The sequence below is a fragment of the Sedimentibacter sp. genome (assembly GCF_038562225.1).
In the GTDB taxonomy this organism is placed as follows: Bacteria; Bacillota; Clostridia; order Tissierellales; family Sedimentibacteraceae; genus Sedimentibacter.
The window spans coordinates 1126497-1150144 of the sequence record NZ_JBCFAS010000001.1 but is presented as its reverse complement, the minus strand read 5'-3'; the positions used below and the strand labels follow the sequence as shown (position 1 = coordinate 1150144).

Genomic DNA, 23648 nt, shown 5'->3' with positions numbered 1-23648 from the left:
GTATGCCTCCTTAAAGAACCTTGCTCAAAAATTCCACCGTTCTTGGATTCTTAGCGTGGTTGAATACCTGGTCCGGTGTTCCCTGCTCCTGTATGATTCCTTCAGCCATGAACAGTACGCGGTCGCTTACTTCCTTGGCAAATGCCATTTCATGCGTCACAATGACAATTGTCATCCCTGACAGTGCCAGGTCCTTGATTACATCAAGCACCTCCTTGACCATTTCCGGGTCCAGGGCACTGGTTGGCTCGTCAAACAAGATTACATCGGGTTCCATGGCAAGAGCCCTGACAATGGCAAGCCTCTGCTTCTGTCCGCCTGAAAGCTTCGTTGGGTATTCATGTTTCTTGTCCAGAAGACCTACCCTATCCAGAAGTTCGCAGGCCTGTTTTTCTGCTTCTACTTTGGGAACCTTCTTTTCCAGGATTGGGGCCAGCGTTATGTTTTCCATAACCGTAAGGTGTGGGAACACATTGAACAGCTGAAAAACCATGCCGATTTTTTGTCTGTGCTTGTCCATGTTCACTTTCCTGTCCGAAATGTCCACGCCTTCGAAAAATACTTTTCCTCCGGTGGGTTTTTCCAAAAGGTTGAGGCATCTTAAGAATGTGCTTTTTCCGCTGCCGGAAGGACCAATTATGGAAACGACCTCTCCTACGCTGATGCTTTCCGTTATATTTTTGAGAACCTGAAGCTTGCCGAATGACTTACTGAGGTTTTCAACTCTTATAAGTTCACGGTCACTCATTTCTTCTCAGCCTCCTTTCAAACAAACCAAGTGCCTTTGTCAGCACCGTTGTTACCACAAGATATATTATTCCCACAATAACCAGTGACGGTACTGCCAGGAATGTGGCGGACTGCACAGTCTTGTAGGATGTCATGAGTTCCTGAACGAAAAACACAGAAGCAAGTGAAGTCTGCTTTACCATGGTGATGTATTCGTTGCCCAGGGCAGGAAGTATGTTTTTCACAGCCTGAGGAAGGATTATTTTTCTCATGGTGTTGTAATTTGAAAGACCAAGGCTCTTTGCCGCCTCGGACTGCCCCTTGTCAACAGCCTGTATTCCTGCACGAATGACTTCGGCCACATAGGAGCTTGCATTTACTATGAGTGCTATTATTATGCATGATGTGTCCGACAATTGAAACGGGACAATCTTTGGAAGCAGCAGCCAGAAGAAGTAAAGCTGAAGGAGGATCGGAGTGCCTCTGAGTACACCTATGTAGGCTGTTGTAATCCAATCCAGTATTTTTATTTTTGAAAGCTTCATGATTGCAACAATGGTGCCGACTGCTGTCGCCGCAAGCACGGTAATTGCTGCCAGCCACAATGTTCCGATCAATCCGTTTATATACACGTAGTCGTACTTTGACCACAAATTAAAGATTGTTTGAATCATTTTTCGGCCTCCTTCCAGTCATGATTGATGTTCTGAAATCTGATCAATGAACTAGAGACCAAGTGATTTGGCATATTCGGAATATTCCTTGTGCCACTGTTCAAAGGTGCCGCTCTTTACTACTTCATCGATGATTGCATTTACTTTGTCTGTTAGTTCTTCTTCTCCCAATGGAATGCCTATTCTTGTGCCGGAAGTTTTTTCATCAACAAAGAATTTGAATCCTTCAACAATCATGAGTCCGGAGTCCTTGTTTGCTTCGATGTAAAGCTGTGCGGTAGGTATGCTTGTGGCGCACACATCAGCCTTTTTTTCCTGTACCATCAAAAATCCGTCTGTAGTGGCTGAAACACGCTTGAACTCTTTGTAGCCCGGTACCTGCTCGTTTACGAAAAGTTCCTGCAGCGAGCCGCTTTGAGCAACAATGACTTTATCTTTTATGTCTTCTGATGTTTTGATGTTCTCAGCGTCTTCAGTCCTGATCAGCAGCCCGTGATCGTTTCCGCTGCTTGAAAAATAGTAGCCTTTGGACATATTCATTGCCAAAGCCCTGGCAGGAGTGTAAGATAATGCTGAAATTGCAAGGTCGTATTTTCCTTCGGTGATGCTGCTTAAAACAGCTGAAAATTCCAGCGGAACTATTTTGAGTTCTACGCCAAGCTCGTCTGCTATGTACTGAGCCAGTTTAATGTCGCTTCCAACATACTGTTCGTTTCCTGACTTGCTGGGGTCTATAAACTCGTAGGGAGCAAAGTAAGGCTCTGTTGCCACTTCGATGTAGCCGCGGGCAATGATTTCTTCAAGCCTGTTTTTTGGTTCGGAAGTCTTCGAGTCTGCTGCTTCGTTTGCGGAAGCTGTTTTATTTGCAGAGCATCCCATAACCATTGAGGCAATGGTGCAGATAACCAGTAAAACAGCCAAAAATTTTGATTTTTTCATATGATTCTATCCCTTCAATTTATTGTAGTATAAGCAAACAAACGGTATAAATAAACATCGGCTTGTCCTTTTAGTGACAGCGAATTATGCATGCCTGTATTTAAATCAGAGACATAATAAGCATTGATGATTCCCGATTTTTGCTCCAATGTATTATTTATATCACACTTCCATAGGGTTATCAAGTTTTTTTACTTGGATAAAAATAATATTGTACGAAAAAATAACATGCCTAACAAATGCAGTATTATGCAAATGTTTTAATTTGTATAAAAACATTTGCCCGTAAGAAATCAAACGTATTTTGCACCGAACACTTTCTTTTTTACGGATGATGTTGTTTAGAATGTACATGTCTGATATAATATTTTAAAAAGAACAGGGCGATTAAATGGAAAATAATATAAAGGATGGAAAAGATATATGCTGGAATTGCTTAAAAAGAGAAGAACCGTAAGAAAATTTAAAAAAGAACAGGCAGAGGCTGATACAATCAATAAAATAGTCAAGGCCGGACTTCTGGCCCCTTCGTCAAAAGACAAGAAACCTGTTGAACTGGTTGTGATCAATGACAGGGCTGTCATGGATAAACTTAAGACCTGCAAGGCAAAGGGAGCTGTGGGGCTTGAAACGTCTGCGTTCGCCATAGCTGTCATAGCCGACAGCGAAAAAAGTGATGTATGGATTGAGGATGCGTCAATCGCGGCAATATTGATGCAGCTTGAGGCAGAATCTCTCGGAATAGGTTCTGTGTGGATTCAAATGCGAAAAAGGCAGGGAACATTCGGTGATTCTGAAACCGAGGTAAGGGAAGTTTTAAACATCCCCGACAATTATGGCGTGGTATGCGTTATAGCCTTTGGCTTCAAGGATGAGGAAAAGCATCCTTACGATGAGGGAAGTCTCAACATGTCAAAGGTTCATATGGAAAAATTTTAATGATTCTGCACAAATCCTGCGCATAGCTTGGTGATAAAGCATCCTTTGAACGGGTCATTCTGGGGACGCAGTCCGAAGAATCTCATCATTTCAAAATTATGAGATCCTTCGCTGTGCTCAGGATGACAATCAAGGTTTGTCAATAGCCTGTGTATTTATTTGTCTTTAGATTATTTTGTTGCGGTGAATTATATTTTTTTCAGTATCTTTTTAACTTCTGAAATGTAAAGTTTGTGATAATCCTTGTTGGGATACCACTTATCGTCATTTTCCCTCTCGATGAAAAATTCAGGTTTGAAATCCTGGGCGTAAAGCTTTTTGCATATTATAACCAAATCCGCCTCTTCGAAGTAAGGAGTACCGTCTTCGTGGGCAACGGTGAGATTTGATTTTGAAATCTTGTCTTCATCTCTTCCTGACACAGAGCCAATGTATGAGAGCTGTTTCTTGTAGCCTTTGTCAAAGAATGACAGGGAGAAAGTGTCTGATGATTCAATGAATTCCTTGGTGTATCTCTGTGGCCTGATAACGGTATAAGCCACGTTTTTGCCCCACATTACCCCGAGGCCGCCCCATGAAGCAGTCATGGCGTTTGCTTTGCCGTCCTTTTCTGCAGTTATCAGCATCCAGTCGCTTCCGATGAGTTCAAAAGGGCTTTTGTTCAATTCTTCAGTCTTTATTTCGGTAAATCTGCTCATTAATATATCCTTTCTATGTTTATTTACTATATTATATCAAAAAATAAATATTTTACAACATTTCTGGAAAGTACAATATTCTTTGGAATTAATTTACATAAGTATCTGTACGATTACCTCAGTTTTTGGCAAAGTTTTGTCGAAAGTATCTATTGAGGTATGTTATGAGAGAAATTGACAAGAAAGCTGTGGAAGCTAAGGAAGACAGGAATCTTGCAGAAGCATTCCTAAAGGAATATGAAGGATTCATACTTAAGGCTGCCTACAAGGCTACGGGCAGGTACATAACCAAATATGACGATCAGTGGTCTGTTTCGTTGCTGGCCTTTAATGAGGCTGTTCTCGCTTATTCCTATGACAAAGGATCTTTTTTATCTTTTTCGGAAATCGTAATAAAAAGAAGACTTTACGATTATATCAAAAGACAGTCCCGACATTTTTGCGAGATATCCATCAATCCTCATGTGTTTGAAAGCGATGGTGAAGAAGAGGATGTAGGAATCATGCAGGAAGTCATGGCAAAGGTTGCTGTCGTGGAAAACAACGAAGCGAAGATTGAAATTGAGGCTTTGTCAAAGGTTCTGACGGAATACGGATTCTCTTTTTTGGATCTGGCGCTGGTATCTCCCAAGGCGCAAAAGACGAAAACAGTGTGCGCAAAGGCCATAGCGTACCTGATGAGGGAAAACATCCTCCTGAATGAAATGCGCAGGTCCAGGATGCTTCCATTAAAAACCATTGAAAATAATTTGAAACTACCCAGAAAATTATTGGAGAGGCACAGAAAATACATTATAGCCGGGGCGGAGATAATGGCCGGAGATTATCCCGTATTATCGGAATACCTTAGCTTTGTCAGAGAAGAACTGAAATAAGGAATATCAGGTTTATTGAAAAAGCTATGAGGAACTTGAAAAAATCAAAAAATTTAGGACAGGATAGGTGGTCAAATGAAAGAAAACAAAACGAAATTAATTAAAAAAGCAGGAAGCATAGCTGTAGTGCTGGCAGTTGCAGCCGGAGGATTTGCATATGCATTGCCGGCAACCTATGTAAGCCTTGATGTAAATCCATCAGTTGAATATTCGGTTAATGCTTTTGGAAGAGTTTTATCGGTTAAGGCTATAAATGACGACGGAGAAGTGATTGCATCTGAACTTAACGTAAAAAATTTGGAGATTTCTAAAGCAGTAAAGCTTACAATAGACAAACTGAGAGAAAACGGCTACATAGCTGAAGGGGAAAATGCCGAGGTAGTCATTGCGGTATCCAATTCTAACGAGGAAAAGGCTGAAGAGCTGGCTGAAGCGCTTGAGGAAGAAACTCAGGAATACGTTGATGAAACAGGCGATGATGCTGAAGTGGAAGCTGAAGCTGTTGGCAGGGAAAGGGTTGAGGAAGCCAGAGCATTGGGAGTTACTCCCGGAAAACTAAACATAGTTCAAAAATTGGCTGCCAGTGCTGAAGGAATTGAGGGTGCTGAAGCAATAGTCATAGAAGAGTGGCTTGACAAACCGGTTAAAGATATCAACAAGGCAATTAAGGAAAACAGAAAAAATAAGGCAGCTGATGGTGAACAGGAAGTTGTAAGCAGCGACGAAGAAGAACAGGAAGCTGAAGAAGATGAAGATGCAAATGAAGCTTTAGCTTTGACAAAAGAAGACAAATCAAAGGACAAGACGGAGAAAATCAAGACCAACAACTCCTTGAAGAATACAGAGATTGAAGAAGACGATGCTGAAAACGATGCTGAAAACGATGCTGAAAACGATGCTGAAAACGATGCTGATGAAACTGAAGAAGATGAAGATTCTGAAGACAGTGCTGAAGAAACAGCTGAAACAAACAACAGTAAAGCAAACAAGAACAACACAAACGGAAACAAAAAATAGCACAGATGAGGTTTGTCCATGGAGACAGACCTTTTGCTTTTTATGGCCGCTAAACGCAAACAAATTTGCGAGTTGTTTGAAGAAATGTTCGTAGTTTTGTATTGCGAAACGGTGGAAATAATTTCCTAAGTTTGATTTTAAGTTTGCAGTTTTTGAAGCACACGCTCAGGATGATGTTGAAAATTACAGGTTTTTTTAATGTGATATATGTTTTTTACAACATTGTGTCATGTGGTGCCGCGCAATTCAAAAATTCACATCCAATATACATGTTGACAGACCAACTTGTCAGATGCTATAATTCACAAGGTTTTAATGTACGTGTTTTTAATCTAAATTAATTGTGAGGTTGAAATGAAACTAAAAAGATACGCCGTTCTTTTGTTGATGCCGGGGACTGTAATGCTGCTGCTGTTTTTGTTCCTTCCGCTCTTATCAATTTTGTTTCCGACTTTTTTCAAAGAAACTGTTACATTTGGAAATTATATAGAATTTTTCAGGGATAGTTATAATCTTGGCATTTTGTGGCGCACGTTCAAAATTTCCATCATTGTAACTATTATTTGTGTATTGGCGGGTGTTCCTACAGCTTACTTCATGTCTCTAGCTTCAAAAAGAACAAGAAGCGTGCTGCTGGCCGTAACTCTTTTTCCTCTGTTGACCAATTCTGTGGTGCGAAGCTTTGCATGGATTACTATTCTCGGTAAAAACGGAGTGTTGAATTCCTTGCTGATGAATATGAAAGTGATCAAGGCTCCCTTGAGCATGCTTTACACGGAGTCTGCGATAATTATCGGAACGGTTTATCTTTTCCTTCCGATTCTCATAACTACGGTGCTTGGAGTTCTTGACAACATAGACAACGATCTGATTGAAGCTGCTCAGACTTTGGGAGCCAGCTATTTCAAATCTTTTATGAAGGTGATACTTCCGCTGTGCGTTCCCGGCATATTGGTCGGCAGCATGCTTGTTTTCACCGGAACGCTGACAGCATACACTACTCCGCAGCTTCTGGGAGGAAACAAGAACATGATGCTTTCCACAATGCTTTACCAGGAGGCAAGCGCTCTGGGCAACTGGGAAAGCGCAGGCGTCATTGCTCTTGTAATGATAGTATTGACTCTGATTGTTATGAAATTTTTTAACTTCATAGCAAGACAGGCTGACAGAAGAGGGGAGGATGAAAATGCGTAAGAAGAATTTAGGATTGACGGTGCTGGCGTGTTTGGTGTTTGCCTTTTTGATAATCCCTCTTTTAATTGTGGTTGTAACGGCATTCGGAGAAGCAGCAGCCATACAATTTCCAATAAAAGGCTTTTCCCTGGAATGGTTTATAAAGGCATTCAAAACCAAGTCATTCATAAGGGGCCTGAAAACAAGCATGAACATTTCTATGGTGTCCACTGCCGCATCAATTCTGGTGGGTGTTCCTGCAGCCTACGCGCTGGCAAGAGGAAACTTAAAGCGCAGAGCTTTTTTGAAGAATGTTTTTTTGTCTCCGACTTTTGTTCCGGGAATCGTCATCGGCTTTGCACTTTTTCAGTTTCTGACCATAAAACTTCAGATGAAAATTATGACAAGTTTGTTCATGGGACACTTCCTGATTTCGCTTCCATATATAATCAGAGTTGTGGGCTCAAGCCTTGAACAGTTTGATTTCAGCATTGAGGAAGCCGCTTGGACCCTGGGTTGCACAAAGATAACAACTTTTGTCAAGATAGTGCTTCCCAACATTTCATCGGGAATATTCGCCTCATTCATGCTGGCGTTTATAAATTCCTTCAATAACATACCTGTATCGATGTTTTTGTCGGGGCCGGGAGTTCAGACACTTCCCATAGCCCTCATGAATCACATTGAGTACAACTATGACCCGACTGTTTCTGCCATGTCGGTGATGCTTATGCTTTGTACAATATTATTGATGTGGCTGATTGAAAAGACCTTGGGTCTTGCTACCATAGCTTAGAAAGGAGTTATCATGGGTTTTGTAGAATTGAAAGACATCTGCCTCAGCTATGACGGCAGCAAAAATATACTAAAGGATTTAAACCTGTCTATTGAAAAAGGAGAGCTTGTTTCTTTGTTGGGTCCCAGCGGCTGCGGAAAAACAACCACGCTGAGAATAATAGCAGGACTTATCAATCCCAACAGCGGTCAATTCATCGTTGACAGTGAGGACCTGACAAAGGTACCGGTCCACAAGAGAAACTTTGGAATGGTTTTTCAAAGTTACGCCTTGTTTCCACACATGACAGTTTTTGACAATGTGGCATTTGGATTAAAAAACCGTAAAATGGACAAGAATATGATAAAAGAAAAGGTAAACAGGATTCTTGAGGTCACAGACCTTGAGCAGTTTGCCAACCGATATCCGAAGCAGATGTCCGGAGGACAAAGGCAGCGTGTGGCATTAGCCAGAGCCCTGGTTGTGGAGCCGAAGCTTCTGCTGCTTGACGAACCTTTGAGCAATCTGGATGCGAAGCTTCGAATATCCATGCGTACAGAAATAAAAAGGATTCAGCAAAAACTTGGAATAACAACCGTATTTGTAACTCACGACCAGGAGGAGTGCTTTTCCATTTCGGACAAGGTTGCAGTAATGAACAACGGAGACATAGAGCAGTACGACACTCCGGAAAATATATACAAATTTCCGAAAACTGAATTTGTTGCAAGATTCATAGGGTTTGACAACTTCTTCGAAGTTGAGAAGTCTGCAGGCAACATCTACAGGGACAAAAACAATAATGAATTTGAAATTGACTTTGAAGATTCACGATCAAGAGCCGTTGCTACTATCAGACCTGACGACATTCAGATAGTCAGCGAACCATCTGACAAAAACATAGTTAGAGGAACGGTGGGCGTCAGAACTTTCCTGGGAGACAGCTACCAGTATGAAGTTATGACGGACATGGGAAAGATCAATGTAAACGACAAGTCGGACAGAATTTATCAACAAGGCGATGCAGTTATGCTGCTGATGCCAGGAAATAAAATAATTTTAGTATAACAAGGAGAAAGTAATGAAATTCAGAAAAAGTTTAGCGTTTTTAATGGTAAGTGCGAGCTTGTTGACAGCTTGCTCAGGCGGAGAAAAAAATGAAGCAGCTCCTGCCAAGGAAGAACCAAAGCAGCTGGTTGTTTCAACATTTGCACTGGGAGAAGACGAAGTTAATGCAGATATCATACAGCCGTTTGAAGAAGCAAACAATTGTGAAATAATTCTTGAAACAGGAAACGGCGGAGACAGATACACTAAGTTCTCATCAAATCCGAACAGCGGAATAGATGTCATAGAGCTTGCACAGAACACCAATGCACAGGCAGTTGAAGCAAATCTGTTCGAACAGCTGGATGCCACAAAGGTTCCAAACCTTGACAGCCTTATAGCACCTGCTGCAGAACTTGCTCAAAACGGATACGGAGCACCATTTGTTGTAAACAGCCTTGGAATAGTTTACAATCCTGAACAGGCAGGCATGGAAATAGATGAATGGTCTGATCTTTGGGATTCAAGCCTGGCAGGCAAGATTGCAATACCTGACATGACAATAACATACGGACCTCACATGCTTCACGTTGCATCAGATTATGCAAAAACAGACATAACCAGCGACAACGGAGCAGCGGCTTTCAAGGCATTAGAAGAACTGAAGCCTAACGTATTGAAGACATATACAAAGTCATCTGACCTTGCCAACATGTTCCAGACTGGAGAAATATCAGTGGCAGTAGTGGGAGACTTCGCCCTGCCAGTAATCTACAAGGCACAGCCTGACTTGGTTTATGTTGTTCCACAAAGCGGAACATACGCAAACTTTAACATAATAAACGTAAGTGCAACTTCTGCTAACAAGGAGCTTGCCTATGAGTATGTAAACTGGAGAATTTCTGAGCAGGTTCAGGCAAAGACCGCCTTGTCCCTGAATGAAACTCCTACAAACAAGAATGTGCAGCTTGATGAAGCAACAGCAAAGAACAAGACGTACGGAGACGTTGCAGAGCGTGCAAAATCAATCGACTCAAGCTTTGTTAACAAGAACCTGGACGAATGGATCAACCAGTGGAACCGCATAATGAACCAGTAATAATCTTGAGGACATGGAATTTCCCTGTCCTCTTGTTTTTATAGTGGGAGAGGTATAAGGTCCCAAGGACTTCCTATCCGAGTTTGAAAAGGAGTTATGATGAAAGCTGATTTTATTTTATACAACGCACAGGTTTTCAATGTTTTCTTAAAGAAATTTGAAAAAAGAAACATTGCTGTGAAAAACGGAAAAATACTGTGGGTCAGCCAGGACTGCATGGATACAATAGATGCCGCCGAGAGACTCGACATGCAGGGCAAGTACATTGTGCCGGGTTTGATTGATATTCACATGCATATTGAAAGCTCCATGACTACACCGTCCAGGTTTTCCGAAGCGGTGCTTCCTCACGGAACAACGACGGTTGTGGCTGATGCTCATGAAATAGCCAATGTTGCCGGGCTTGAAGGCATGGAAAGTTTCTTTCAGGCGGATACGCTGCTGGACATCTTTTATGCCGTACCATCGTCGGTTCCTTCCACAAATGGGAACCTGGAGACAACCGGCGGGAAAATAGGAGAGGCAGAAACAAAAAAGCTTCTTGAAAACAAAAGGGTTGTGTGCCTGGGAGAAGTGATGGACTTTAAGGGGCTTACAGGCAGCGGCCAGTCGGAAATTAAAAAAATCATGAACGCCTTCAGGGAACAAAGGCCTAATCTGCCCATAGAAGGACATATCCCAAGGGTTGAAGGACTTAACCTGGCAAAGTTTCTTTATGAAGGCGTTGGCTCTGACCACACACAGCAAAGCCCCAAATCTATAGAAGAAAAGATTTCAAGCGGAGTGTTCCTGCAGCTGCAAAAAAAATCCGTGACTGCCGATAACATGGCAGCCATCATGAGAAACAACTTCTGTGAGTATACCTGCTTTGTTACGGATGATGTGATGGCCGATGACCTTAGAAACGAACATCTAAACGGCATCCTCAAGCTCGCGGTATCCTGCGGCATGCCGGTAGAGACTGCAATCTATATGTGCACCTACACACCTGCTAGGTACATGGGATTAAGGGACAGAGGAAGCATAGCACCGGGCAAGACAGCTGATATGGTGGTGCTTTCAGACGTTGAAAACTTCCGTATAGAAACTGTTTACAAAGGCGGAAAAGCCATTTTCGAAAATTCATCTGCTCCTTTGAAGCGTTCAATATTTCCTGGGGAATTTTATCGGAGCATCAGGTGCAGGGAAATTGCTGAAGATGAACTGTCCTTAAAGGTCACGGATGATCCGGGTATCAGAGAGGCTGTCTGCAATGTCATAGAAATCGAAAGGTTCGGCACGTTCACAAAGAGGACAAAAGTGAACGTTAAGGTTAAAAACGGATTTCTTGACTGGGAAGGTTCCGGGCTGTCGCTTCTGGTTGTCATGGAACGTTACGGCAAGACGGGGCAGATTTCATTTGCCCTTACAAACATACTCAAGGGCAGGGGAGCTGTGGGAAGCACATGGGCTCACGACCATCACAATCTAATGGTCATGGGAACGGACAAACAGTCCATTGCATCGCTGCAGAGAAAGCTGTTAATGGAACAGGGAGGATACGGCGTCATGGTGGGAAAAAGGACAGAAGCATTTTGCTGCCTGCCCATAGGAGGAATTTTAAGCGATAAACCTATCGAAATTCTCGGAGAAGACCTTTCAAGGGTAAGAAAAGCCATGGAAAAGCTGGGGTATGAAAATTCAAATCCAGTAATGTCTTTTGCAACTCTTTCCCTGCCTGTATCACCGGAAATAAAGGTTACGGACAAGGGAATTTTTGACTGCCTTACGCAGGAAAAAATACCACTGGTGGAGGAACTCATATGAAGACACTTATTATTAATGCAGTCATATTGACAATGAATGACAGCTTTGATCTGTTCAACAAGGGATACCTTGCAGTCAGGGGGGAGAACATTGAAGCTGTCGGACCCATGGAGCAGTGCCCTGACATGGAAAGCTTTGATGAAGTGGTTGATGCCGAAGGAGGAATTCTTGTTCCGGGGTTCGTCAACACCCACACTCACATAGGAATGGTTCCGTTCAGAGGGCTTGGAGAAGACATGGTCGGCAGGCTCAACAGGTTTTTGATTCCGCTGGAAAAAAAGCAGATGACACAGTTTCTGGCAAAAGCAAGCGCAAAGTATGCCATTGCCGAAATGCAGCTGTCAGGCATCACTTCTTTTTTTGACATGTACTACTTCGAAGAAAGGCTGGCGGAGACCTGTGTTGAAATGGGAGAAAGGGCTGTGCTTGCGGAAACTGTAATTGAAAGCACCATTGACTCTTATAAGCCATACGGAGGCATAGAACTGGCAGAAGAATTCATAGGCCGGTGGAAGGGCAAAAGCTCACTCGTAACACCTTCCATAGCACCCCACGCGCCCTATTCAAACACGGAAGAATCCTTGCGCAAAAGCAGGGAGATTGCAGACAGGTTTGATGTGCCGTACATGATTCATCTGGCTGAAATGGATTTTGAGGTTTCAGCCATAAGGGAAAAATATGATATGACACCTGTTGAATATCTTGACAGCATCGGATTTCTTGGGGAGAATCTTACAGCAGCCCACTGCATTTTCATAAACAGCCGGGATGCTGAGATCTTAGGAAAACACAATGTGAAGGTTGCCCACTGCGTCGTGGCCAACACAAAATCTGCCAAGGGAATATCGCCTGTGAGGCTCATGCAGGAAAACAATGTGTGCGTAGGTCTTGGAACCGACGGCCCATCAAGCGGAAACACCCTCGATATGTTCACTGTCATGAAGGCAACAGCCTTAGCACAAAAAACTTTTCTTCGTGACCGTTCCGCCTACACTTCACGGGAAATCCTGAAGATGGCCACCATTGACGGAGCAAGAGCGCTGGGACTTCAAAAAATAGCCGGATCCCTGGAGCCGGGGAAAAAAGCAGACCTGACGTTGGTTGAAACAAAGAGCATCAACATGTATCCTTTGTATGACCCCTACGCCGCCCTAGTGTACCAGGCTGGATCACACAATGTGGAAACTGTGTATGTAAACGGCAACAGGATAGTGGAGAACAAAAATCTCTTAAGATATTCCGTAAAGGAAATTAAAGATGAGCTTGAGAAAGAATCTTTATCATTCAGATATGAAGCCTTAAAGATGCAGAATAAATAATAAAAATCCGGAATATAGTTTCCGGATTTTTGCTATTCTGTTCTTTATTCAGCCGTGAAGCGGCCGCTTTGTATGATGATGTTGTTTTCAAAGAATTGTGACATTCGTACATTAAGAGCTTCCTTGAAGAAACTCAGGGGAACAAAGGTTCTGCCGCTTAGGATTTCTGGAGCTGTCTCCAGTTCAAAACCGTATCCTGAAACCGTCGTTGTTTTATTCCCAACAGCAACCGTCACATCGCTTCCAACAGTGACGCTTCTGCTTTCATTGTTCCATGACACCTCATATCCAAGGGCTTCAGCAGCTGCCCTGAGAGGAACCATCACAATGCCGTTATCATCCACGTATGCTTCAGGTCCTTCCACAAGGACATCGTCGATGTAAATTCCAATCGCTTCATGTTCCTGCTGTGACAACACTATTATCTTTTTTGGAGTAGTCTGAGCAGGAATGCTCTTGGTTGAAAATTCGTAAAATACTATGAGCCTGCGGTTTCCAAGGACAGCTTCAAGCTCTGAAACCGTAGGAGCCTTGAACCAGTATATCTGGGTGTTATTTTCCCACACAATTTCAGTATCTTCTGCAAGATTTAGCTTAAGCATGTTATCCTGGCTTACCAGGTTTTCATCGAACTTGTCGGCTTTCATGAACATTTCAGCTGCTGCAGGAGCAACTATGTCAATTGTGTACTGAGGCGGATAAATCATTATCATTGGCCTTCCGGATTCGTAATACCCTGTGATTTCCTTTCCTGCCTCTATTGCGACATCGTCCACAAAGTATGTGTTTTCAGTCAAGATGAAGTATGCAGGGGCTTCATCGCTGCCCTCTAAGTAAACCTTTGTAGTTCCTTCATCTTTTTCATATATTTCCTTCACTGTTCCCGTGAAGGAGGAATAAAACGGCTGAGGATCAGAAGCCAATGGTTGCTCATTTAACGTATCCGAAAATGCCAGGGGTGAAAAAACCATGGTCAGACAAAGCACCGCGGCGATTAATTTAGCAGTTGTTTTCATGTGACACCTCCTTTTGATATATATAGTTAGACGGACTAATGCGGGGAAGGTTCCCATAAACCAATCCGAAATTTTAAAAGTTAAATCGGAGCATTTTACTTAGCCTCCGGTTTAATTATTAAGTACCCATGAATTCTTGCAAATGAGACATGCTGTAACACTTTTCTAGTAATGGAATAGATTATATATGAGCTTACCTCAAAAGGTGGTGATATTTATGAGTTATAGAAATAATGGTAGTGTAGCTGGTAGAACCGGCAGAAGAAGTGACTGCGAATGCGTGTTTGAATGTTTGTTAGAATTGCTTGAAGACGCACTTGAAGAAAATAACAATCATCATTGTCATAGACACAATAATGTGGCTGGTAGAACCGGCAGAAGATGTGATTGCGAATGTGTTTTCGAGTGTTTAGAAGAACTGCTTGAAGATGCTTTGGAAGAAAACAATAATCACCATTGTCATAGATAGTTTTGAAATTATATTTGGTCAGCTACGGGCGGGATTAATTCTCGCCCTTAAGTTATATAAAATAGTTTAAAATTTTACCGCAATAATAGTATACGTTGCCTTACTGACGAAAGTAAATGCGTTCTGACATTTGCGTATTGGAAAATTACTTAATTTATTGCGTTATATTAATACTTGTTGTAAAATTATGACATAATAGAAAAAAGAGCAGGAGGAAGTATGGAGAAAACGCTGGTTCTTATAAAGCCTGATGCCATGGAAAAGAAACTCATGGGAGATATTATTTCAATCTATGAAAAAAAAGGACTTCACATACGTGCCATAAAAATCATAAGGCCGGATGTGACAATTGCAGGAGAGCATTATGAAGAACACAAAGACAAACCGTTTTTCGGTGAGCTTGTGGAGTTTATCACCAGAGGGGAAGTGTGCGCAATGGTTCTTGAAGGGCACAGGGCAGTTGAAACAGTCAGGAAGCTTAATGGAGCCACGGATCCCTTAAATGCCGATGCAGGTTCCATAAGAGGAATGTACGCTGCTTCCAAGCAGGAAAACTGCGTTCATGCATCGGACTGCGGCGAAAGCGCAGCCCGTGAAATAGAAATCTGGTTTCCTGAATACTAGGCAGCTGAAGGATAATTAAATGGCTTTTCATAAGAAAGCCTTTTTTGTATTAAAAAAATTAAGGAATATAATACGGCTGCATCAATTATGTAAGTTATTTTTCTATTCGTCATCACCTTCGCACAGACGGATACCCATTCTGACTTTCTCTTCAGTGATGTTTAAAGCGATAATAAGGTTTCTTAGCAGTGCATTAGCCCTCTGAATATCGTCAATGGATGCATCGTTTACTGAACGTTTCATACACTTAATCTGAAAGTTCAGAATTTCAGCTAACCCCTCATCTAGCTTTATACCGGAATAAATCATTTTCTTTCCCATAATGTATCTTTCAGATTTATTGGCTATTTCAAATCCCTCCTGTTCTTAAGGATGTAAATAGCCCCGGTCAAGGGGGCTATTCTGTCACTTTTTATGGTGTTTATATTTGTCACATAGATCCATCAGGTTTTCCAGCTTAAATTGCAGCAACATCTCCTGCTTAATGACTGTCTGCAGCGTCCTTCTGACATCTTCATTTAGCTTTAAGGCATCATCCAGGCAGTGAAGCTTGCAGTCTTCACCTAAAAAACACTGTAATTTTTCACCTTCAGCATTTATGATATGAGCCAATCCCAACTCTTCCAAAGCAATGGAAAGAATGGTGGTATTGATTGCACCTTCAATATCAATATCAAAATCTATTTTAATTTTAGAATCAATATCAGGAATATTAGGCATTCCCATACGATCACCCCCTAGCAATATTAGAATATTCACTTTGCTTTTAAAAGTTACCTGAAGCGTGACATTTAGTTTTGCATTTTTGTATGTGATCAATTTGTGCATTGGAGGTCTGTTTATTTATTCCATGTTCACTGGCACCAAAAAACCCCACAATGTGAGGATTTCTGAATTATTACTTGCAATGAAACATACATTCATTTAGTTTATGTCCAGTTGGCTCTCCTGGTTGAAGAACGTCTTGTAACCAAACTGCACGAACAAAATAACTGTCAGTGCCACACTGCCAAGGATTCCAAGCATTATCGCTATCTGGTACTTTATGGCAACCAGAGGCGATGTTCCGGACAATATTTGTCCTGTCATCATTCCAGGCAGAAACACGATTCCCATGCCAAGCATTGAGTTGATTGTGGGAATTATGGCAGAGTCAAAGGCACCGTCCACAATATCCTTTGCGGCTCTCTTGGGAGTGGCACCCAGCATGAGAGCGGACTCAACCAGGTGTTTCTGCTCGTACATGCCGTCAACAAGCTTTGTAATTCCCAGGGATATGCCGGTCATGGAGTTGCCGATAAGCATGCCGCCCAAGGGAATGAAGTACTGAGGGTCGTACCATGGCCTTATGTTTACCACTACCAGCAAAAAGTAGAATATGGTGGCTATGGTTCCGGTTCCCATGGACAGGGCAATCACTTTTTTCAATCGGGAGGAAAGGGGCTTTTTAGACCTTTTAAAAATTGTGTAAACGGCGAAAGTTTCCATGGCAGCCATAACAGCTATGGTATATACGGGACTTGGATTGCCGAAAATATACACAAGCACATAACCTGTCAATATAAGCTGAAGGGTCATCCTTACGGAAGCCGTGAGGATTTCTTTTTCTCTTGATATTCCTCTTTTTCTTACAATTATGAGAAGAATGACCACAAACACGTAAGCTGCCGCCAGCTGCATTACCGTAAGATTTATCACACCTTCCATCACTGTTCCTCCCTTCTGAATATTTTTCCGTTTCTGACTTCAACAATCACGTCAGAGTACTTTTCTGCAACCTGCTTCGAATGAGTGACCATTATGAGCGTCTTGTTGTTTTTCCTTGAGTGCTCTACCAGTCCTTCAATGATTATTCTTTCGGTTTCATCATCAAGAGCCGATGAAGGTTCGTCCAGCAGCAGGACATCTGGATTCATAAGCAGGATTCTTCCTAGGGCAACCCTCTGCTTTTCACCTCCGGAAAGCTTGTTAGGGCTGTCATTTATATCCTTGTCAAGCTTAACTGCCTTAAGCACTTCTTCAAGCTCCTGGTCCGAAGCAGCCGGTCTTTCGGAAAATACCAGGCCCATGTTCAGATTTTCCCTTATGCTTCCGTTGAATATGGCAGGAGACTGTGGAAGCATAACCACTTTTCTTCTGAGCGCAACAGAGTCTATTTCCTTAAGATTTTTTCCATCCAGGTAAATCTCTCCGCTGTCGGGGCTTATGATCTTATTGAGCATTTTAAGCAGTGTTGTTTTTCCGCTTCCGCTTTCGCCCACAATGCAGGTTGTTTTATTATTTTCTATTGTCAGTCTGTCTATGTGGATTATATTTTTGTATTTGATGTTTTCAATGAGAAACATATGCACCTCTTAATCTTTCATTTCCTTAAACAGTTCATAGGCTTTCTTTCGTGCTTCGTCAAGCACTTCAGTGCCTGTGTGGGTTATGGCGTAGTATTTTCTTATCTTTCCTGAAACGTTGCGCTCTTCCTTTATGAGAAGGCCGCTTGATTCCATGCTGTGGAGCAGAGGATACAACGTACCCGGGCTCATGTCATAACCGTGGTTTTTAAGTTCGTCGATCATCCAGGAGCCGTAAAATGGTTCCTTTTTGGCATGATGGAGTATGTGAATCTGAATGAAGCCCAGGAAGAATTTCCTTAATATCTGATCTTTCATGTTACCTCCTAAAATATCACTTAACGATATCGAATTACGATATTAATATACCACCATTAATCACAAAATGCAAGCAATATTTAATTTTTACAAGTTTAATATTATAAATACAATATGAACTCTTTAATTTTCAGTTGACAATGTTTTTAAAATGAAATAACTTATATGTATATTAAAATATTGCGGGGGTAACAATGAAAATACTGGTTTTAAACTGCGGAAGCTCATCCATAAAATTTCAGATTGCAGAAATGCCCAAATACTGTGTGGAAGTACAGGGAAGCGTTGAAAGAATCGGTTATACAGATGCACAATTCAAGTATTCCAACAATAAAGAAAAGACGGAAGAAACACTACCCGTAATGAACCACGAAGAGGGAATAAACCTCATACTCAGAGCAATATTCGAGAACAACATTGCCGGAAAGGAAAATATCCAGATTCATGCAGTAGGTCACAGGGTGGTTCAGGGAGCAGACAAACAAAATATTTCAGTTCTCATCGATCAGGGTGTCATAGACAGCATCGAAAGCATTAAGGACCTGGCACCTCTTCACAACCCCAACCATCTGGCGGGAATTTACGCATGCAGAAAGCTTCTCCCTGGAATTTTACAGGTTGCGGTTTTTGACAACGGTTTTCACATGACTCTGCCAAAAGCAGCATACACATATGGCATACCTTACGAATACTACCAGAAGTACCGCATAAGAAGGTATGGTTTTCACGGAATTGCATTCAGAAGTATGGCTCAGGAAACTGAAAGAATACTGGGTGATTCTATTGACAGCTTCAGGATCGTTAATCTGATGCTGGGAAGCGGAACGACTGCCAATGCGGTGAGATACGGCAAGTCCGTTGAGGTGAGCACGGGCTTCACTCCTCACGAAGGTCTCATCCAGTCCACAAGAGCAGGAGACATTGACGCGGCTGCAGTCCTATATCTGATGAAAAAGGAGAATCTGTCAGTTGAGCAGGCAGATGAACTCATAAACAAGAAAAGCGGGTGGAAGGGACTTTCCGGAATAAGCAACGACATGAGAGAAATTTACGCCCAGGCCGAAAACAAGAACGAAAGAGCAATCCTGACAATAGATGCAGTGTGCCACAGAGCGAAAAAATATGTGGGAGCCTACAGCGCAGTGATGGAAGGTATGGATTTGCTGGTGTTTTCGGGAGGCGTGGGACAAAACGCCAGTTACATACGTGAAAAAATATGCTCAGGTCTGGAATACATGGGGGCAGAATTAGACCTGGAAAAGAACAGAAACCTTGAAGAAGACGGAATCATAAGCAAGGATACGTCAAAAATTAAAATATTGGTCGTAAAGGCCAACGAGGAAAAAATAATTGCAGAAGACACATTTAAACTGTGCAGCAGCAGGAGAACAGATGGATAAAATAGTGGAAGTTGATTTCAGCGACAATTCCATAAGGGAAGTAACCAAGGATGAAGCGCATAGAAACGGAATAATGCACAGGGCATTTTCTGTAATACTTTATGACGGCAGAAAAATACTCCTGCAGCAAAGAGCTCAGGACAAATACCACTGCGGAGGACTCTGGACAAACACGTGCTGCTCACACCCCAGGTGGAACGAAGATCTTGAAAGTGCCGTTTGCAGGAGACTTGCGGAAGAAATGGGCATAGAAGCCGAAACAGAAGAGCTGTGCAGCTTCACCTACTATTACAGATTCGACAACGGCATGACTGAATTTGAATACGATCACGTGTTTGTGGGAGAGTATAAAGGAGATTTCAGCCTGAACAGCCAGGAAGTGTCATGTGCAAAATGGATTGACATTGACGAGCTGGCTGAATGGATGAAAAACAGTCCGGAGGATTTTACTCCCTGGTTCATAATAATCATGCCGAGAATCATGGAACACATAAAAGAAAAACAGTCTCTGTGACATATTTGAATCGGGAAAATATTATCAGAAGGATATTCAGAAATGACAAAATAAGGCCTCTTGAATATTATGTAATATATTATCGGAAAGGAAGATATATAATATATGAATAATATGAACAGAGGCTACTATTTTTTTACTCCGTCCAATATGGTCAACGCATTCAGGAAACTTTGGGAGCAGCACGGTCTTTGGACACGATCGTTTATCGTAAGCACCGCTGCGGATTTGCCGGACCTTGAATATGTGACGGCAAGGCTTTTAAGAAATCCGTCTGACTTTGTCTTTGTGCTTGAGCCATTTTACGGAGAAGCTGCAGGCAGCTTCGAACAGCTTCTGCGTGAGCACCTTTTGATTGCTGCCAATCTCTTGAACCATGCGAAAAATAATGATGCCGAAGGTTACAATGAGGCCAGGATAGCATGGTACTCCAATGCCGATGAAATTGCGGCACTTTTGGCGTCCCTGAATCCCTACTGGTCCTACAGCCAGTGGAGGAATATGCTGCATCATCACCTGAGGCTGGTGGAGGAGGAGGCGACTCTTCGCCTGTTAGGCAAGTACAAGGAGGATGTGGAACTTTACGATACTATTGAGGAGCAAGCCCTTGAAATGGCTGACACGATGAGCGGCGGGATAATAAGACAGTTCAGGCTCGACATGAATCCCATGAGATAAACAAACCAAGACTCTGACATCGATATCAGATTTTTTCAGGTTAAGTATGATGATGTTGCATTTGCTTTTGATCTAAAATAACAAATTTACAAGTGGTTCTGAGTGCAAAATATAATAGTTTTGCACTCTTTAAATACGCCCGGCATGGGCCACAGCAATAGAATTAGAATTTAATTTCTGTTGAAGCATAAATTAGCATTTGGAAAATTTTACAATTCATGATAGAATTAATTCATAGTTTAAAACTTTGCGAACTTTATTGACAGTCATTATCAAACAAAGCGAAATACAAATTTTTTATATAATCAGAACAGGAGTTGATAAATTGAACAACATATTTATGCTGCCAATTACTTTTCATTTAGATAAAACAGAAATCATGATATATCCTACAATTTTGAAAGACGATAACGAATTAATCATGATTGATTGTGGTTATCCTGATTCCGTACCAAAGTTGGAAAATGCAATGCATAAAATTGAATTATCTCTAAATCAGTTAACGAAAATAATTATTACACATCATGACCACGATCACATGGGGGCGTTACGAGAGATAAAACAGCGATATCCGGCGGTAGAAATTCTGTGTTCAAAAGAAGAAGCTCCCTATATTACGGGGCAACGTAAATCGTTACGTTTGCAGCAGGCCGAGGCGATTCAGGATACTTTGCCGGAAAGTGAAAAGGAATATGGAAAGCAGTTTCAAAACTTTCTTGCCTCTGTTCAAAAAGTGGATGAAGTTACTGTGATAAAAACTGGAGATATCCTTCCTTTTTGTGGTGGTATTGAGGTGATTGATACGAAGGGACATATGCCTGGACATATCTCTTTATATATCGAAAAGGAAAAAGTACTTATTTCCGGAGATGCATTGGTGGTTGAAGGCGAAAAACTGTGTATGGCAATGCCTCAGTATGTTTTGAATATGCAAGATGCACAAGACTCAATTCGGAAATTGCAAAACTATGATATAGAAAAAATCATTTGCTACCATGGTGGGCTTTACAAATCTGATGTTAAGGGCAGTTTGAAAGAAATTATAGAAAGTTTCAAGTAAAGTTAATTCATTAATGGGACGGGAAAATGAAAGATATAATTGTTAAGGAGATATTTTATATTGCAATCAATATGCTATAAGGAATTGGAAAAAGCTGAAATAAATATAGACTTATTTAAAAATTTCAATCGCTATCAAGATGTAAGAAAATGTTGGCGTAAAGAAAATGGTAAATGGACATTGAAGGATATTGCTTTTATTGAACAATGGGGTTTAGAAGAATTCGAATATCTGATTACATGTCTTCAAAATACCATAAAAACAGGTGGTAAAGTTTTTGGCGCTTTTGATAATAATGCTCTTGTTGCATTTGCCTCTGTAGAAAATGAATTTTTCGGTTCTCATTCAGAATATTTGCAGCTTTCATGCATTCATACATCTTACGAAAGCCGCGGCAAAGGAATCGGTAAAATATTGTTTTCTATTATGAGTAAAATTGCAAAGGATATGGGTGCTCAAAAGTTATACATTTCTGCACATTCATCTGAAGAATCACAAGCTTTTTATAAAAAGATGGGCTGTGTAGAAGCTTTGCAATACAATGCTAAGTTACAAGATGCAGAACCTTATGATTGTCAATTGGAGTTTAGCTTAGAAGAGTTATGATAATAATGACATGTTGGAATTTTAATATTAAAAAATGGGTAGGAACTGATAAGGAGTAAGAACATGAAAAATATAGGAACGCAAAACATTGAAACACAAAGGCTTGTGCTAAGAAAATTCACTTTGAATGACGCAGATGACATGTATCGTAATTGGGCAAATGATGATGAAGTGACAAAATTTTTAACTTGGCCAACTCATTCTGACGTAGAAGTCTCTAAAAAAGTTTTAAATATATGGGTTAACGAATATGAAAATAATGCAAATTACCAGTGGTGTATTGAATTAAAAGAAAATAATGAGGCAATTGGAAGTATAGGTGTAGTTAATTTAAAAGAGAGTATTGAAACTGTAGAAATTGGATATTGTATTGGCCGCAAATACTGGAATAAAGGAATAACTTCTGAAGCATTGACCGCACTTATCAGGTTCTTTTTTGAAGAAGCAGAGGTAAAACGTGTAGAAGCAAGACACGATTCCAACAATCCAAATTCAGGCAAGGTGATGATGAAGTGTGGAATGAAATATGAAGGAAAACGAATAAAGGCAGATATAAACAATACAGGAATTTGTGATGTTTCGTTATACGGATTGACAATTGATGACTATAATTTATAATTCAAAATAGTATAGACAAGTTATCTATTGAAACTTAAATGTCCGTACAAAAATATCCTCAATAATTTGTGATTGTGTTAAATTTCGAACCAATCGTTAATATATCATCTCGATAAATAAGTTTTGTCAGGCAGCTTATCAAAGGAGTGGTTGGATGAAAAAAATAGTTATCTTAATTTTATTAAGTATTTTGATATTTGTTGCTGCAGGCTGTGAGATAGAGGGCGATAAAGGCACAGGTGAAATAAAAGACGTTGAGTCATATATGAATTCCAAAACAAAAGATAGAGTTAAAGACGTCGAATTGATAAATATAGAAATAATCCCCCAACGAATCGATACACATCAATTGATTTTAGACGGGACAACTTTTTATAATGGCAAAGATGAGACAATACCCGAACATAATGTAAAAACATTCAGAGCATTTTCTAAAAAAATAGATTCCTATGTCTTTCTGACATTTAACGAGTATTCCAAAGAGTATAATATGGTACAAAATTATGATGTTTCAGAAGAAAAGCAGGATGCGCTTGAGCTGACAAACGTACTGCAAGATATTATGAAAGCAAATCAGATACTGATAAAAACTTTAAATTACAGCAAGTTTGGTAAAGAAACAACAGATTTGAATGATGCATATAAGCTATCCGTCGACTACGATATTTCAAATTATATTCCTTCCAGTCCGTTATGGATAATAATAACCGTCGATTCTTCCGCCAATGACATCAGAAGTATCAAGGAAATGATACAAAAGACGATTAACACCATGGAAAAATATATTTCATTGGAAATAAAAACAAGCGATAACAGAACAATCACATTCTTTAAGAATGGTCAGCCGCTTATCGATTGCAATGAAGCGGGCGGGTTGCAAACTGATTTTTAGGAGCACTCCTTCAGCGCG

General features: G+C 41.0%; 28 protein-coding genes. 18 read left to right on the top strand and 10 right to left on the bottom strand.

The genetic code is table 11. From position 1 onward, the window contains the following. Nucleotides 1-10 precede the first annotated feature (10 nt). Genes AAGU76_RS05455 through AAGU76_RS05445 form a run of 3 tightly spaced genes read right to left on the bottom strand, consistent with a single transcriptional unit; the run spans nucleotide 11 to nucleotide 2342 of the window. Nucleotides 11-748, bottom strand: a complete 738-nt coding sequence (locus tag AAGU76_RS05455) for an amino acid ABC transporter ATP-binding protein (protein ID WP_342484430.1) — start codon at nucleotides 746-748, stop codon at nucleotides 11-13. Continuing rightward, entirely contained in the window at nucleotides 741-1403 is a 663-nt protein-coding gene (locus AAGU76_RS05450) for an amino acid ABC transporter permease (protein ID WP_342484429.1), read from the bottom strand. The genes AAGU76_RS05455 and AAGU76_RS05450 overlap by 8 nt, the downstream gene beginning before the upstream one ends. A gap of 51 nt (nucleotides 1404-1454) precedes the next feature. Beyond that, nucleotides 1455-2342: a transporter substrate-binding domain-containing protein gene (locus tag AAGU76_RS05445; protein ID WP_342484428.1), complete on the bottom strand. Its 888-nt coding sequence runs from the start codon at nucleotides 2340-2342 to the stop codon at nucleotides 1455-1457. 423 nt (nucleotides 2343-2765) lie between these two features. Here AAGU76_RS05445 and AAGU76_RS05440 point away from each other — a divergent pair, with 423 nt between their 5' ends. Then, nucleotides 2766-3281, top strand: coding sequence for a nitroreductase family protein (locus AAGU76_RS05440; RefSeq protein WP_342484427.1), 516 nt, complete (start codon nucleotides 2766-2768; stop codon nucleotides 3279-3281). 188 nt (nucleotides 3282-3469) lie between these two features. Here AAGU76_RS05440 and AAGU76_RS05435 read toward each other — a convergent pair whose 3' ends face one another. After that, the gene (locus AAGU76_RS05435) at nucleotides 3470-3979 is read right to left on the bottom strand and encodes a flavin reductase family protein (RefSeq protein WP_342484426.1); all 510 of its coding nucleotides are present in this window, start codon (nucleotides 3977-3979) and stop codon (nucleotides 3470-3472) included. 164 nt (nucleotides 3980-4143) lie between these two features. Between AAGU76_RS05435 and AAGU76_RS05430 the strand changes: the two genes are divergently transcribed. From AAGU76_RS05430 to AAGU76_RS05395, 8 genes are all read left to right on the top strand, one after another. After that, the gene (locus AAGU76_RS05430) at nucleotides 4144-4854 is read left to right on the top strand and encodes an RNA polymerase subunit sigma (protein WP_342484425.1); all 711 of its coding nucleotides are present in this window, start codon (nucleotides 4144-4146) and stop codon (nucleotides 4852-4854) included. A gap of 75 nt (nucleotides 4855-4929) precedes the next feature. After that, complete coding sequence (locus AAGU76_RS05425) at nucleotides 4930-5871, top strand: hypothetical protein (RefSeq protein ID WP_342484424.1); 942 nt, start codon at nucleotides 4930-4932, stop codon at nucleotides 5869-5871. A 354-nt stretch (nucleotides 5872-6225) separates the two neighbouring features. Further along, nucleotides 6226-7065 carry an ABC transporter permease gene (locus AAGU76_RS05420; protein WP_342484423.1) on the top strand — a complete coding sequence of 280 codons (840 nt, stop codon included), beginning with the start codon at nucleotides 6226-6228 and terminating at the stop codon, nucleotides 7063-7065. Continuing rightward, complete coding sequence (locus tag AAGU76_RS05415; protein ID WP_342484422.1) at nucleotides 7058-7840, top strand: ABC transporter permease; 783 nt, start codon at nucleotides 7058-7060, stop codon at nucleotides 7838-7840. The genes AAGU76_RS05420 and AAGU76_RS05415 overlap by 8 nt, the downstream gene beginning before the upstream one ends. A 12-nt stretch (nucleotides 7841-7852) precedes the next feature. Beyond that, nucleotides 7853-8887: an ABC transporter ATP-binding protein gene (locus tag AAGU76_RS05410; RefSeq protein ID WP_342484421.1), complete on the top strand. Its 1035-nt coding sequence runs from the start codon at nucleotides 7853-7855 to the stop codon at nucleotides 8885-8887. A 13-nt stretch (nucleotides 8888-8900) separates the two neighbouring features. Then, nucleotides 8901-9965 (top strand): ABC transporter substrate-binding protein, encoded by a 1065-nt coding sequence (locus AAGU76_RS05405; protein ID WP_342484420.1) that lies wholly within the window; start codon nucleotides 8901-8903, stop codon nucleotides 9963-9965. 99 nt (nucleotides 9966-10064) lie between these two features. Beyond that, entirely contained in the window at nucleotides 10065-11771 is a 1707-nt protein-coding gene (locus AAGU76_RS05400; RefSeq protein WP_342484419.1) for an adenine deaminase C-terminal domain-containing protein, read from the top strand. Then, on the top strand, nucleotides 11768-13090 hold the full coding sequence (locus AAGU76_RS05395) for an amidohydrolase (RefSeq protein WP_342484418.1): 1323 nt from the start codon (nucleotides 11768-11770) through the stop codon (nucleotides 13088-13090). The genes AAGU76_RS05400 and AAGU76_RS05395 overlap by 4 nt, the downstream gene beginning before the upstream one ends. 44 nt (nucleotides 13091-13134) lie before the next feature. Here the strand turns inward: AAGU76_RS05395 and AAGU76_RS05390 are convergent, their stop codons facing one another. After that, the gene (locus AAGU76_RS05390; protein ID WP_342484417.1) at nucleotides 13135-14106 is read right to left on the bottom strand and encodes a stalk domain-containing protein; all 972 of its coding nucleotides are present in this window, start codon (nucleotides 14104-14106) and stop codon (nucleotides 13135-13137) included. Between the two features lie 217 nt (nucleotides 14107-14323). Here AAGU76_RS05390 and AAGU76_RS05385 point away from each other — a divergent pair, with 217 nt between their 5' ends. After that, a complete protein-coding gene (locus AAGU76_RS05385; RefSeq protein ID WP_342484416.1) occupies nucleotides 14324-14575 on the top strand; it encodes a hypothetical protein in 252 nt (83 codons plus the stop codon). A 219-nt stretch (nucleotides 14576-14794) separates the two neighbouring features. Further along, complete coding sequence (gene ndk / locus AAGU76_RS05380; protein ID WP_342484415.1) at nucleotides 14795-15199, top strand: nucleoside-diphosphate kinase; 405 nt, start codon at nucleotides 14795-14797, stop codon at nucleotides 15197-15199. A gap of 102 nt (nucleotides 15200-15301) precedes the next feature. Here ndk and AAGU76_RS05375 read toward each other — a convergent pair whose 3' ends face one another. The 5 genes from AAGU76_RS05375 to AAGU76_RS05355 form a co-directional block, all read right to left on the bottom strand. After that, the gene (locus AAGU76_RS05375) at nucleotides 15302-15508 is read right to left on the bottom strand and encodes a hypothetical protein (protein ID WP_342484414.1); all 207 of its coding nucleotides are present in this window, start codon (nucleotides 15506-15508) and stop codon (nucleotides 15302-15304) included. Nucleotides 15509-15604: 96 nt separating this feature from the next. Further along, nucleotides 15605-15925: a hypothetical protein gene (locus AAGU76_RS05370; protein ID WP_342484413.1), complete on the bottom strand. Its 321-nt coding sequence runs from the start codon at nucleotides 15923-15925 to the stop codon at nucleotides 15605-15607. Nucleotides 15926-16123: 198 nt separating this feature from the next. Beyond that, a complete protein-coding gene (gene fetB, locus AAGU76_RS05365; protein ID WP_342484412.1) occupies nucleotides 16124-16906 on the bottom strand; it encodes an iron export ABC transporter permease subunit FetB in 783 nt (260 codons plus the stop codon). Next, the gene (locus AAGU76_RS05360) at nucleotides 16906-17544 is read right to left on the bottom strand and encodes an ATP-binding cassette domain-containing protein (protein ID WP_342484411.1); all 639 of its coding nucleotides are present in this window, start codon (nucleotides 17542-17544) and stop codon (nucleotides 16906-16908) included. The genes fetB and AAGU76_RS05360 overlap by 1 nt, the downstream gene beginning before the upstream one ends. A 9-nt stretch (nucleotides 17545-17553) precedes the next feature. Continuing rightward, nucleotides 17554-17862, bottom strand: coding sequence for a PadR family transcriptional regulator (locus tag AAGU76_RS05355; RefSeq protein WP_342484410.1), 309 nt, complete (start codon nucleotides 17860-17862; stop codon nucleotides 17554-17556). 194 nt (nucleotides 17863-18056) lie between these two features. Here AAGU76_RS05355 and AAGU76_RS05350 point away from each other — a divergent pair, with 194 nt between their 5' ends. From AAGU76_RS05350 to AAGU76_RS05320, 7 genes are all read left to right on the top strand, one after another. Continuing rightward, on the top strand, nucleotides 18057-19262 hold the full coding sequence (locus AAGU76_RS05350) for an acetate kinase (protein WP_342484409.1): 1206 nt from the start codon (nucleotides 18057-18059) through the stop codon (nucleotides 19260-19262). Continuing rightward, nucleotides 19255-19776, top strand: coding sequence for an isopentenyl-diphosphate Delta-isomerase (gene idi, locus AAGU76_RS05345; protein ID WP_342484408.1), 522 nt, complete (start codon nucleotides 19255-19257; stop codon nucleotides 19774-19776). The genes AAGU76_RS05350 and idi overlap by 8 nt, the downstream gene beginning before the upstream one ends. A gap of 105 nt (nucleotides 19777-19881) precedes the next feature. Next, entirely contained in the window at nucleotides 19882-20454 is a 573-nt protein-coding gene (locus AAGU76_RS05340) for an acetylglutamate kinase (protein WP_342484407.1), read from the top strand. Between the two features lie 325 nt (nucleotides 20455-20779). Further along, entirely contained in the window at nucleotides 20780-21514 is a 735-nt protein-coding gene (locus AAGU76_RS05335) for an MBL fold metallo-hydrolase (RefSeq protein WP_342484406.1), read from the top strand. Between the two features lie 60 nt (nucleotides 21515-21574). Beyond that, nucleotides 21575-22120: a GNAT family N-acetyltransferase gene (locus AAGU76_RS05330; protein WP_342484405.1), complete on the top strand. Its 546-nt coding sequence runs from the start codon at nucleotides 21575-21577 to the stop codon at nucleotides 22118-22120. Nucleotides 22121-22183: 63 nt separating this feature from the next. Beyond that, on the top strand, nucleotides 22184-22738 hold the full coding sequence (locus AAGU76_RS05325; protein WP_342484404.1) for a GNAT family N-acetyltransferase: 555 nt from the start codon (nucleotides 22184-22186) through the stop codon (nucleotides 22736-22738). A gap of 154 nt (nucleotides 22739-22892) precedes the next feature. Next, nucleotides 22893-23630, top strand: coding sequence for a hypothetical protein (locus AAGU76_RS05320; protein WP_342484403.1), 738 nt, complete (start codon nucleotides 22893-22895; stop codon nucleotides 23628-23630). Nucleotides 23631-23648: the final 18 nt, after the last annotated feature.

What these genes read in the sequence shown, in the direction of transcription:
- AAGU76_RS05410 (WP_342484421.1), top strand. Translation starts at nt 7,853, where the DNA reads ATGGGTTTTGTAGAATTGAAAGACATCTGCCTCAGCTATGACGGCAGC.
- AAGU76_RS05425 (WP_342484424.1), top strand. Translation starts at nt 4,930, where the DNA reads ATGAAAGAAAACAAAACGAAATTAATTAAAAAAGCAGGAAGCATAGCT.
- AAGU76_RS05385 (WP_342484416.1), top strand. Translation starts at nt 14,324, where the DNA reads ATGAGTTATAGAAATAATGGTAGTGTAGCTGGTAGAACCGGCAGAAGA.
- AAGU76_RS05360 (WP_342484411.1), bottom strand. Translation starts at nt 17,544, where the DNA reads ATGTTTCTCATTGAAAACATCAAATACAAAAATATAATCCACATAGAC.
- AAGU76_RS05415 (WP_342484422.1), top strand. Translation starts at nt 7,058, where the DNA reads ATGCGTAAGAAGAATTTAGGATTGACGGTGCTGGCGTGTTTGGTGTTT.
- AAGU76_RS05370 (WP_342484413.1), bottom strand. Translation starts at nt 15,925, where the DNA reads ATGGGAATGCCTAATATTCCTGATATTGATTCTAAAATTAAAATAGAT.
- AAGU76_RS05445 (WP_342484428.1), bottom strand. Translation starts at nt 2,342, where the DNA reads ATGAAAAAATCAAAATTTTTGGCTGTTTTACTGGTTATCTGCACCATT.
- AAGU76_RS05390 (WP_342484417.1), bottom strand. Translation starts at nt 14,106, where the DNA reads ATGAAAACAACTGCTAAATTAATCGCCGCGGTGCTTTGTCTGACCATG.
- AAGU76_RS05395 (WP_342484418.1), top strand. Translation starts at nt 11,768, where the DNA reads ATGAAGACACTTATTATTAATGCAGTCATATTGACAATGAATGACAGC.
- AAGU76_RS05455 (WP_342484430.1), bottom strand. Translation starts at nt 748, where the DNA reads ATGAGTGACCGTGAACTTATAAGAGTTGAAAACCTCAGTAAGTCATTC.
- AAGU76_RS05375 (WP_342484414.1), bottom strand. Translation starts at nt 15,508, where the DNA reads ATGATTTATTCCGGTATAAAGCTAGATGAGGGGTTAGCTGAAATTCTG.
- AAGU76_RS05435 (WP_342484426.1), bottom strand. Translation starts at nt 3,979, where the DNA reads ATGAGCAGATTTACCGAAATAAAGACTGAAGAATTGAACAAAAGCCCT.
- AAGU76_RS05350 (WP_342484409.1), top strand. Translation starts at nt 18,057, where the DNA reads ATGAAAATACTGGTTTTAAACTGCGGAAGCTCATCCATAAAATTTCAG.
- AAGU76_RS05320 (WP_342484403.1), top strand. Translation starts at nt 22,893, where the DNA reads ATGAAAAAAATAGTTATCTTAATTTTATTAAGTATTTTGATATTTGTT.
- AAGU76_RS05340 (WP_342484407.1), top strand. Translation starts at nt 19,882, where the DNA reads ATGAATAATATGAACAGAGGCTACTATTTTTTTACTCCGTCCAATATG.
- AAGU76_RS05355 (WP_342484410.1), bottom strand. Translation starts at nt 17,862, where the DNA reads ATGAAAGATCAGATATTAAGGAAATTCTTCCTGGGCTTCATTCAGATT.
- AAGU76_RS05420 (WP_342484423.1), top strand. Translation starts at nt 6,226, where the DNA reads ATGAAACTAAAAAGATACGCCGTTCTTTTGTTGATGCCGGGGACTGTA.
- AAGU76_RS05450 (WP_342484429.1), bottom strand. Translation starts at nt 1,403, where the DNA reads ATGATTCAAACAATCTTTAATTTGTGGTCAAAGTACGACTACGTGTAT.
- AAGU76_RS05400 (WP_342484419.1), top strand. Translation starts at nt 10,065, where the DNA reads ATGAAAGCTGATTTTATTTTATACAACGCACAGGTTTTCAATGTTTTC.
- idi (WP_342484408.1), top strand. Translation starts at nt 19,255, where the DNA reads ATGGATAAAATAGTGGAAGTTGATTTCAGCGACAATTCCATAAGGGAA.
- AAGU76_RS05440 (WP_342484427.1), top strand. Translation starts at nt 2,766, where the DNA reads ATGCTGGAATTGCTTAAAAAGAGAAGAACCGTAAGAAAATTTAAAAAA.
- AAGU76_RS05430 (WP_342484425.1), top strand. Translation starts at nt 4,144, where the DNA reads ATGAGAGAAATTGACAAGAAAGCTGTGGAAGCTAAGGAAGACAGGAAT.
- ndk (WP_342484415.1), top strand. Translation starts at nt 14,795, where the DNA reads ATGGAGAAAACGCTGGTTCTTATAAAGCCTGATGCCATGGAAAAGAAA.
- AAGU76_RS05325 (WP_342484404.1), top strand. Translation starts at nt 22,184, where the DNA reads ATGAAAAATATAGGAACGCAAAACATTGAAACACAAAGGCTTGTGCTA.
- AAGU76_RS05405 (WP_342484420.1), top strand. Translation starts at nt 8,901, where the DNA reads ATGAAATTCAGAAAAAGTTTAGCGTTTTTAATGGTAAGTGCGAGCTTG.
- fetB (WP_342484412.1), bottom strand. Translation starts at nt 16,906, where the DNA reads ATGGAAGGTGTGATAAATCTTACGGTAATGCAGCTGGCGGCAGCTTAC.